11 protein-coding genes are annotated in these 9,562 nt (G+C 37.8%); 2 read left to right on the top strand and 9 right to left on the bottom strand.

The genetic code is table 11. From position 1 onward, the window contains the following. Window positions 1–147: 147 nt before the first annotated feature. The 7 genes from SAY88_RS24035 to SAY88_RS24005 all read right to left on the bottom strand — a co-directional run bounded on the left by SAY88_RS24035 (window position 148) and on the right by SAY88_RS24005 (window position 5,525). Complete coding sequence (locus tag SAY88_RS24035; RefSeq protein ID WP_332634929.1) at window positions 148–294, bottom strand: hypothetical protein; 147 nt, start codon at window positions 292–294, stop codon at window positions 148–150. A 105-nt stretch (window positions 295–399) separates the two neighbouring features. Continuing rightward, complete coding sequence (locus SAY88_RS24030; RefSeq protein ID WP_332634928.1) at window positions 400–1,242, bottom strand: DUF368 domain-containing protein; 843 nt, start codon at window positions 1,240–1,242, stop codon at window positions 400–402. A gap of 330 nt (window positions 1,243–1,572) precedes the next feature. Next, window positions 1,573–2,427, bottom strand: a complete 855-nt coding sequence (locus tag SAY88_RS24025) for a DUF4097 family beta strand repeat-containing protein (RefSeq protein ID WP_332634927.1) — start codon at window positions 2,425–2,427, stop codon at window positions 1,573–1,575. Further along, window positions 2,420–2,980, bottom strand: a complete 561-nt coding sequence (locus SAY88_RS24020; RefSeq protein ID WP_332634925.1) for a DUF1700 domain-containing protein — start codon at window positions 2,978–2,980, stop codon at window positions 2,420–2,422. The genes SAY88_RS24025 and SAY88_RS24020 overlap by 8 nt, the downstream gene beginning before the upstream one ends. Then, window positions 2,973–3,296 carry a PadR family transcriptional regulator gene (locus SAY88_RS24015; protein ID WP_332634924.1) on the bottom strand — a complete coding sequence of 108 codons (324 nt, stop codon included), beginning with the start codon at window positions 3,294–3,296 and terminating at the stop codon, window positions 2,973–2,975. The genes SAY88_RS24020 and SAY88_RS24015 overlap by 8 nt, the downstream gene beginning before the upstream one ends. Window positions 3,297–3,447: 151 nt before the next feature. Continuing rightward, window positions 3,448–4,509: an LLM class flavin-dependent oxidoreductase gene (locus SAY88_RS24010; RefSeq protein WP_332634922.1), complete on the bottom strand. Its 1,062-nt coding sequence runs from the start codon at window positions 4,507–4,509 to the stop codon at window positions 3,448–3,450. A 14-nt stretch (window positions 4,510–4,523) separates the two neighbouring features. Beyond that, entirely contained in the window at window positions 4,524–5,525 is a 1,002-nt protein-coding gene (locus tag SAY88_RS24005) for an LLM class flavin-dependent oxidoreductase (protein WP_332634920.1), read from the bottom strand. Between the two features lie 230 nt (window positions 5,526–5,755). Here SAY88_RS24005 and SAY88_RS24000 point away from each other — a divergent pair, with 230 nt between their 5' ends. Continuing rightward, on the top strand, window positions 5,756–6,883 hold the full coding sequence (locus tag SAY88_RS24000) for an MFS transporter (RefSeq protein WP_332634917.1): 1,128 nt from the start codon (window positions 5,756–5,758) through the stop codon (window positions 6,881–6,883). Between the two features lie 51 nt (window positions 6,884–6,934). Here the strand turns inward: SAY88_RS24000 and SAY88_RS23995 are convergent, their stop codons facing one another. Together SAY88_RS23995 and SAY88_RS23990 are read right to left on the bottom strand one after the other, a co-directional pair. Continuing rightward, entirely contained in the window at window positions 6,935–7,498 is a 564-nt protein-coding gene (locus SAY88_RS23995) for an HPP family protein (protein ID WP_332634915.1), read from the bottom strand. A 158-nt stretch (window positions 7,499–7,656) separates the two neighbouring features. Further along, on the bottom strand, window positions 7,657–8,190 hold the full coding sequence (locus tag SAY88_RS23990; protein WP_332634914.1) for a hemerythrin domain-containing protein: 534 nt from the start codon (window positions 8,188–8,190) through the stop codon (window positions 7,657–7,659). 134 nt (window positions 8,191–8,324) lie between these two features. Here SAY88_RS23990 and SAY88_RS23985 point away from each other — a divergent pair, with 134 nt between their 5' ends. Next, window positions 8,325–9,236 (top strand): nuclease-related domain-containing protein, encoded by a 912-nt coding sequence (locus SAY88_RS23985; protein WP_332634931.1) that lies wholly within the window; start codon window positions 8,325–8,327, stop codon window positions 9,234–9,236. Window positions 9,237–9,562: the final 326 nt, after the last annotated feature.

Genomic DNA, 9,562 nt, shown 5'->3' with positions numbered 1-9,562 from the left:
GACATCGAAGTATAAGGCTAAAAGCGTATACCGTCTAAAGACGGTGGAGTTAGACCACGCGTTTGGAAATTAAAAAGTATGCGCTAAATCATTCGGACAGCAGATAAGAAAAAGATGCCTCAAGCTAAAAGACATCCTTTCTACCCCCTACTCATTATTCTCATTTTCATAAGGATTCCCAGAAATATTTTCTCTCATCTCATCAGTCAGCTGAAATGGTTCACTTATTGCTTCAGTCGTTCCTGTTTCGTTCTTTTGAATACTTCCATCATAATGCAGCGGCTTATTTTCCATATGTCAGTTCACCTCCATTTGCTGTTAGTGTATACATGTAGTTTGTTCATTATAGGTATAAAAAATGCCCCCTGTGCAATTCAACACAGGGGGCTGCTAATATCCTTAATGATTTAATTTCACAATTGCTTTTTTCACTTCAAGATAGCTTAATGCATAAGCACTAATTCCGCCCATCAAAAAGGCAAGTACACTTATAAACAATAAAAAGCTATCTCCTGCCATTCCAGGATAAATCACAACAATCGAACCAATAATAAACCCAATCATAAGCGCATAAGTACCAGTTCGATACTTTTTAAATAAAAAAGTAATTAAACGACTAGTAATGACTAGGCCAATCGCAATCCCAGATCCAACTGTAATAATGACAGGAATATTGAATGTAGATAACGCATTGACCACCGTAGGGTACACACCGAAAAGCAAAAATACAAACGATCCGCTCACACCCGGTAAAATCATAGCGGAGCTAGCAATCCAGCCAGCAAAGAATAACAATGCATAATCAGTCCATGCTAAATGAGTCATCACTGTCGCGAGCTCACTATCTTTCACAAAAAATGTCGCACCGACGATAACAGCACCAACTGCAAGCAACACATAATGAACAGGTGCAAAGCTATTTTTATAATCAATATCTTTTAGCAACGTAGGAATAATCCCAATAATCAATCCTAAGAAGAAGAAGAATGTCGGTTGAGGATATTCAGCTAAAAGCCATTCAACTAAATGGCTAATCGTTAATAACGCAATAACAATTCCAAGCCCAAGAGGCATCAAGAACATAAGGTGTTTCTTCCAATCCTTTGAAAACAGACCGTTAATCGCAGCGATTAACGATTGATAAATTCCAAGGACTAAAGCAATCGTTCCCCCACTTACTCCAGGGATTAAATCACTAACACCCATCGTCATACCTTTAAATATATTTTTCCATTGAAACAAAGCTTTCTTCTCCTTTATTTTAAAATAAAATTGGTTTTGATTTCATCATACGAAAAAGAGTTCATACCAAGGTCAATATGTTCATGTCTTTGTAAAACAACTTTCTTTACTTTAGTTGTAAAAGACTAATGAGATTATCATAAATGGATTCGACAAATAATACAACCAATTTATTGCATTCGCTAGGTTTTTTACAATAAATTCAAAAAAATTTCAAAATCTACTTTTGTACAGACTAGAATATTATAATCAGAAGAACTATAACAAAAAGAGGCCGTGCAGTTATAGAAACTACTCGCCCCGTCCTATCTACAACTTTTTTTCATACCTCTATTTCCGCTCTACCTTTATGCCTCCATTTGCTGTTGTTAATTGAATCATGTTGTCTCCCTCTCCTATCACAACATTTCTAGAAGAGCTTCCAAAAACATCGACACTTCCATTTGCAGTATTGACAAGAATAGTTGCATTCGTAGGTTCTTGTTCCGTTTGAATTTGAATTCGACCGTTATCAGTTGCAAGGTCGATAGAGGAGTCAATTTGTTTTGTTAAAAGCGAAATCCTGCCATTATTCGTTTTACCGACGATATTCCCTTCTACTTCTTTAAAAGATATCGCTCCATTTTTTGTTTTAGCTGCTATAGTTGACGCTTGCACATTTGTTAGTTCAATAGAACCGTTATCTGCTTCAGTCGTAACTATTTCCCCTAATACATGTTTCAATTCAATTCGTCCATTGTCTGTTTCAATATTTACCTCGTAAACCTGTAGTTCTTCTGCGTTAATACGTCCATTATTACTTTCAATACGAATTGTTTCGTATACCTTTTCAGGAACGAAAACATTGACTGATAAAGTAGGTGAGAAGAATTGAAAATGAAACAGTTTGTTTTGCCGATTTTCCACACGCACGGATAAAGTCGTGTCTTTTTCATCAGCTGACAATACGTAGTTTGAATTGTTTCCTGACAGTTCCACTTTAGGGGTCACTTCATCAGTAGGGTAGAGGTTAATTTGTGCATTATCTGCCCTTACTACAATATTCGTAAACTCATCATTGTTTATGAGTTTTTCCTCAGAAGCCGAGTCGGAGTTATTGACGGTTAGAAAGGTGAGAACCATTCCGATGACACCACCAATCACTAGTCCTAATGCGATAATCGAGATTTTTTTCAAACTAATCATGTTTTAGCCCACCTTTTACAAGCTTGACATTATATTTTAAATACCGAACATAGCCTTTCATTACGTAACGTGTAACAAAATACATTCCAATGGCAATAAACAGCCCCAATCCACAAAGTGCTAATGACATGAATAAATCAAATAATTGAAAAGATCCTGGATAAATTATTATGTTTATCAAAAGTAAAAGGGGTGAAGCAATAAATGAGATTCCTACAGTCCACCCTGCAAAAACAATGGACACTAATGCGATAAATGGTCCGAGGACAATAACAAGATTAAAGAATCCCAATCCAATTACAGCCCAAACGGCACGAATGATGTTTCCAGTTGTTGCTGTGGCCTCGACCTTATCAAGGTGATAAGACGCAAGCGTATCTTTGGCAATTTGTAGTGGCGAACCAAGAGAAGCTGAAATTTCTTCCTCTGTTTGCCCTTCCTCTAATCCAACTGCAAAATGCTCTTCAAAGTCATTCAGAATATCTTGACGTTCACCAGGAGACAGTTTTGTTAAAGCATGGTCTAATTCCGTTAAAAATTGCTTCTTATTCATCCCTTACACCTTCTTTTATTAATTGGTTCACTCCATTTGAAAATTCCTTCCATTCTTCCAACAGTTCATGAAGAAATTCCCTTCCACTATCGGTCAACTTATAATACTTACGTGACGGGCCTTCTGATGATTCTTTTAAGTATGTTGTAAAATACCCTTCTTTTGTTAATCGTCGTAATAATGGATAGACTGTACCTTCGGAAATAGCAATTTTCTCAGAGATTTTTTGAACGAGTTCATACCCGTAACGGTCTTGTTTATCAAGTAAGATAAGAACACATAACTCTAATACACCCTTTTTAAATTGTACGTTCACTAACTAGCCACACCTCATTTCTATTTTATTTACTACTGTGCATTGTATAGTACCTGTTTATATATATTCCACTAAAAATAAATATATCACTCAGTACTGTATATTGCAAGGTACTGTATTAACATTAACTGTAAATGGCCTTTTCAATAATTTATTTTTTTCCTTCCCCTTCTGCTTCCCATTTGGAAATTTCCTCTCGTACTATTGGGGCTACCTCTTTCCCCAACAGTTCAATCGCTCTAATCACATCATCATGCGGCATGGATCCAACAGGCACATGCAACATGAAGCGTGTGATTCCTACATTTTTACGAAGGTGAATTATTTTTTCTGCCACCGTTTTGGAGTCTCCTACATACAACTCTCCCTCAAAGCTACGAGCCGCATCGAAACTGGATCGGTCATAATGGCCCCAGCCACGCTCTCGTCCTAATTTATTCATGACATGCTGTGTTGATGGGAAAAATTTATTTGCTGCCACTTCTGTCTCTTCAGCGATAAAACCGTGAGAATGTGAAGCAACAGGCAGCTTTGAAACATCATGCCCCGCTTTAGCAGCTGCCCTTTTATAAAGACGTACAAGAGGCTCAAACTGCGTTGGCCGTCCGCCAATGATAGCTAAGACTAGCGGCAATCCGAGGAGACCCGCACGAACGACGGATTCCGAATTCCCACCACTGCCAATCCAAACAGGTAAAGGATCCTGCACTGGTCGAGGGTATACCCCGAGATTATTAATCGCGGAACGATGCCCACCTCTCCACGTCACTTTTTCTGATTCGCGTATTTTTAATAGCAACTCCAATTTTTCATTAAAGAGCTCATCATAATCTTTTAACTCGTAGCCAAATAACGGAAACGATTCAATAAACGAGCCTCTCCCTGCCATGATCTCTGCACGCCCATTTGAAATTGCATCGAGCGTTGCAAACTCCTGAAATACTCGTACTGGATCGGCCGAAGAAAGCACTGTTACCGCACTAGTTAGTCTTATCCGTTTCGTTTGCGCGGCAGCTCCTGCAAGAACAACAGCTGGAGAAGAAGCGGCAAAATCTTCGCGATGATGCTCACCGACACCAAAGACATCTAGACCGACTTGATCAGCTAATATAATTTCTTCGACCACTTCACGTATTCGCTCTGCGTGGCTTACCACTTTTCCGTTTTCTACATCGGGTGTGGTCTCTACAAATGTACTAACACCAATTTCCATAAAAGCCTCCTTTTTTATTTGCCATCCACTACTTCTTTAAAGATCTCATAAGAACGTTTTTGCCTATCTTGATCGTAAATATAGGACACAGCCATTAATTCATTAACGTTATACTTCTCTTGGAAATCGGTTAATTGTTGTTTAATCGATTCTTTGCTACCCATGAATGTTACACTCGACATCGACATAGCGACTTCTTTTTCTTGTGGACTCCAAATCGAATCCATGTCTTCCACCGGTGGACTTAACGGTGTTTGAGAATTACGTACAACATTTAGGAAAAATTGCTTCATCGTTGTTGATTCATATTGGGCCTCTTCATCACTTTCAGCCGCAATTACATTTAAACAAACCATCATATATGGAGCATCCAAGTATTCGGATGGCTCAAACCGACTGCGATAAATCGAGATTGCTTCCTCCATATGTCTTGGAGCGAAGTGGGAAGCAAATGCATAAGGTAAGCCTAATTTCGCCGCTAAGTAAGCTGAATCTGTCGATGATCCAAGGATATAAATCGGTACATTCGTGCCAACTCCGGGATAGGCTTTGACGTAACTTTGACGTTCCTCAGGTCCAAAATAAGTAAGCAATGCATTCACATCATCAGGAAACGTGTAGACTGTATCGTTTTTTGATCGTCGAAGAGCATTTGCTGTCATCATGTCTGTTCCAGGAGCACGCCCAAGTCCAAGATCAATTCTCTCAGGGTACATCGTTGCCATCGTTCCAAATTGCTCAGCAACTACTAATGGAGAATGGTTCGGCAGCATAATTCCACCCGAACCTACTTTAATCTTCTTTGTATGTTCTAACGTATGTTTAATTAAAATTGGTGTTGCTGAACTAACAAGGGTCGGCATATTATGGTGTTCTGCAATCCAATAACGACTATATCCCATTTTTTCTGTCATTTGGGCTAAATCGACCATCGAATCAATCGCTTCTTTTGCAGTCTGCCCTTTCCGAATGGGAGCTAAATTTAAAACAGATACAGGTATTTGTTTATTTGACATGTAGATTTATCCTTTCTTGCTGAAGTTACAAACCTAAAGTAACAATTTCTAAACACGAAACAAAATAATTTGCTTATTTTTTTAAAGTAAGTAAATCTACCTAAATTTTTCATCATTTCATCACTTTATGTTGTCTATGTTTTTAAAAACACACGACAATTATTGCTTAATTTGCCCATGATTGTTTTAATCAAATTACGTAGATAAATTGTAACCTTGAGGTGACGTTTATGGCTTTGCTTTATATTATTATTATCGTGGCATTTATCGATACTTTTTCACAGCTTCCGATTATTGCTCCCTTTGCTATAAGTTTGGGAGCTACACCTATGTTAGTCGGAATTATTATTGGACTCTATTCTTTTTCAAATATTATTGGAAATATTGTATCCGGGTACTGGATCGATCGAAGTGGACCTAAAATAGTTTTATGTGTGGGAATGATCGTCGTTGGAATCGTGCTGTTCTTCTATTCTCTTGTGACAACCCCGCAACAGTTAGCCTACGTTCGTTTTTTTCATGGGCTAGCCGGGGGGTTGATCGTCCCTGCAGCATTTACGTATTTAGGTTCGAGAAAAACGTCTGAGTCAAAAGGCCGGATTATGGCTTTTTCTGGAGCTTCTGTTGGAATTGCCGCTATTGCAGGCCCGGCACTTGGGGCGATTATTAGTGGAAGATTCGGGTATGATTATTTATTCTTCACGCTTACGGTTCTTATGATAGGATGTGCGGTACTTGCTATCTTTTTTGTAAAAGAGCTTCAAGTTATCAGCTCTAAGGCAGCGTCTCCTCAAATAACTTCGCTTAAGCTGACAAAACCGATGTTTTTTTCATACACATCAATCTTTTTATTAATGTTCACATTAGGAATTCTCACATTCGCTTTGCCATTAAAAGTAGAAGAACTGCAACTAAGCGCCGAATTAACCGGCCCATTATTAAGTGTATTTGGACTGGTAGCTATCCTTATCTTTGTTCTTCCAACGAACGTTCTTTTTGATAAATGGAATAACGTCTATCTAATGACTATTGGGCTAGTAATAATATGTGGGGCTTTAGTGAGCTTATCTTTCTCTGCTTCCTTTATTCATTTGCTGCTTGCAATGATGATTTACGGGGTTGGTTTTGCTTTTATTTTCCCATCGACTAGCGCGACGGTTGTCGAGCACTCCGGGGAAGCAAAACGCGGTAAGGCATTTGGCCTGTTTTACGCATGTTTTTCTTTTGGTGTTATTACTGGGTCATTTTTTGCTGGAGCTTTAGCTGTATCACCTTCTTTTTTGTTTTTTATTGGGGCTTTATGTTTGTTGCTGATTGTTATACTTTTGTATCTTTTTAGTTGGAAACCTGTTATTTGAGGACAAATAACTGAAACAGTGCTATGGAAATGAGTTCCATAGCACTTTAAGTTATATCCATCGTTGAGGATACGTTCTACTTTCAAACAAATTATTATATAAAACTGAGATGCCTACGACGATAATTGCACTTATCGCAATGGTTAACAACAAACCCCAACCAGCCTGTGAGTTAATAGCTACGATCGCACTAGCTGCAGCAGGCGGATGCATCATCTTAGTAATCAACATAAGAAGAACCACAACCGCTAAAGTAATGCCAATTGTGATATGAGACCTTCCGAATAGATCCCAAATTGATAATGCGACAACCGTTGAAAGAATATGTCCCCCGATAATATGCCTCGGTTGGGAAAATGGACCTTCGTATGCTGCAAAAACGAGTAAACAGGTAGCGCCGATAGGACCTAATGCCATTGGATAACCTAGGCTAACAGCAAGAATGCTTATAATGATCATCGTAATCAAACCGCCACCTGCTGAAATAAAAGAGTCTGTTAAGCGAACAGCTTGATATTGTGCACTAACCCCTTTCATCTTATGAATATATTGCTCAAAGCTCCAGCCCTTTTCCAACTCAACCGTTTTCTTTAATTCCCCTTTTTCCAAAGGCAAAAGCCTTCCTCCTCCTTTTATAAACAAAAAGTCAAGAGACTTGTAAGATTATTTCACACAAAATTCATTATAAAGGGAATTTTTAGAAACGTAAATACGGATGGGGGGTAAAATTAAAAAAGAGAACACGCTTTTGAATACGAGTTCTCTACATATCATTACTTTGAATTTATTTGTATATCCAAGCTTTGCTTCTCATTATTACTCAGTAATTGCTCTGCCATCGGAAACAAAATTTCCTCTTCCTTCATAAAATGTCCTTGTAATATATGAAATGCTTCATTATAAAGTTGAGTCATTTGAATGAGCTCGTTAATAGTTACTTCTGCTTCTAACTGAAATGTTTTTTCTAGAAACGTTCGTAAATTACTTTTTGCTTGATCATGCTCATATTCCATCACAGCAATGGGTCCTACATCTTTCCCCGTGTATTTGGCCACCATAGGAAATAACACGCCCTCTTCTTTTTCAGAGTGGGGATCCAACTGACTAACAAACTCGACGACTCCACTTCGTAAACTTCCCAACTGCTCCTTCATCGTTTCAATATCATTTTCCTCTTCTATTGAAACCGATAAATTGTACAAAAACTCCATTTGCTCGCGTAATGGTTTATGTTCTTCTTTCAATATTCTTAGTGGGCGACACAATTCGATTGAAGCGTTACCTGCTAATCCACAAATATGTTCCATATGAATACCTCCTCTTTTTTATAAGGTATCAGAGAAACTTTGTGGAAGTTGTGATTGCCGTCACAGAAACTCTTGTTTATATTTTTCCTAAGACATATGATTAACTTAAATGATTGGAGGTCAATAGATTGATTATGAAGCCGCGTTATGAACCTTTGGAGTTAAAGATTATGAGATCATTACGGGTTCGGATGAACTTATCAGCAAAAGACGAAAGTTACTATGTGAATCTAGATAAAGGCTACCAAGGTGAGCAGAAGTTTGATAAATGGTTAGAGCCTCTTTCACCTGACAGACTAATCTTGAATGATCTATTACTTGAATGTAATAACAGCTTATTTCAAATCGATTCATTGTTAATTACCTCAAACACCATTTACCTTTTTGAAGTAAAAAACTACGAAGGTGACTTTTTTATCGACGCTGATCGATGGTATTCCTCTTCCAAGATTGAGATTAAAAACCCCCTCCTTCAACTTAGCAGAAATGAATCATTACTTAGACGAATGTTACAGGAATTTGTATTTCATCTCCCCATTGAATCCTACCTTATTTTCGTAAATCCCGAATTTCTACTGTATCAAGCATCTCTTAAATTACCTATTATTTTTCCCGCACAGCTAAATCGATTCCTTGCTAAACTTAAAAAGAGTCCCTCTAAAATTAATGCTTCACATTCAAAGTTTGCGGAGCAATTAATATCAAATCATATAGAAGAATCACCTTTCAATCGACTGCCTGACTATGAATTTGATGAGCTTGAGAAAGGAATGAGTTGTCTTGTTTGCCAAACATTCTATCCTTCCTTTCCTTATAAAAAGTACTTGATATGTAATAGTTGTAGTTTCAGAGAAGACTATCAAACAGCTGTTTTGCGTAATGTGGAAGAATTTAAAACTCTTTTTCCAAATAGTAAAATAACTACAAATACTATTCATGAATGGTGTGGCAGCATTATGTCAAAGAGAACCATCCGAAATATACTTTTAAAGAGCTTTAAAATAATCAGACATAGCAATTGTTCTTATTATATAGATAAAGATTAATAGAACCATGGGAAGCATTTGATTGTTATAACTCTTCATCTACGGAATCTTTTCTCGCTTCCTTTCTCTTTTACAGCTCTAGCTCTTCATTCCACGGAATCTTTTCTCGCTTCCTCTCTCTTTTACAGCTCTAGCTCTTCATTCCACGGTATCTTTTCTCGCTTCCTCTCTCTTTTACAGCTCTAGCTCTTCATTCCACGGTATCTTTTCACGCTTCCTTTCTCTTTTACAGCTCTAGCTCTTCATTCTACGGAATCTTTTCTCGCTTCCTCTCTCTTTTACAGCTCTAGCTCTTCATTCCACGGTATCTTTTCTCGCTTCCTCTC

Source organism: Halalkalibacter flavus, from assembly GCF_036663575.1.
GTDB classification, from domain to species: Bacteria; Bacillota; Bacilli; order Bacillales; family Bacillaceae_D; genus Halalkalibacter; species Halalkalibacter flavus.
Note: the sequence above shows the minus strand (reverse complement) of the source record. Positions and strands in the feature narration are given on the sequence as shown.

Bases quoted from the DNA above. Each gene is read 5' to 3' on its own strand.
- SAY88_RS24035 (WP_332634929.1), bottom strand. From the start codon at position 294: ATGGAAAATAAGCCGCTGCATTATGATGGAAGTATTCAAAAGAACGAA.
- SAY88_RS24025 (WP_332634927.1), bottom strand. From the start codon at position 2,427: ATGATTAGTTTGAAAAAAATCTCGATTATCGCATTAGGACTAGTGATT.
- SAY88_RS24020 (WP_332634925.1), bottom strand. From the start codon at position 2,980: ATGAATAAGAAGCAATTTTTAACGGAATTAGACCATGCTTTAACAAAA.
- SAY88_RS24010 (WP_332634922.1), bottom strand. From the start codon at position 4,509: ATGGAAATTGGTGTTAGTACATTTGTAGAGACCACACCCGATGTAGAA.
- SAY88_RS24005 (WP_332634920.1), bottom strand. From the start codon at position 5,525: ATGTCAAATAAACAAATACCTGTATCTGTTTTAAATTTAGCTCCCATT.
- SAY88_RS24000 (WP_332634917.1), top strand. From the start codon at position 5,756: ATGGCTTTGCTTTATATTATTATTATCGTGGCATTTATCGATACTTTT.
- SAY88_RS23990 (WP_332634914.1), bottom strand. From the start codon at position 8,190: ATGGAACATATTTGTGGATTAGCAGGTAACGCTTCAATCGAATTGTGT.
- SAY88_RS23985 (WP_332634931.1), top strand. From the start codon at position 8,325: ATGAAGCCGCGTTATGAACCTTTGGAGTTAAAGATTATGAGATCATTA.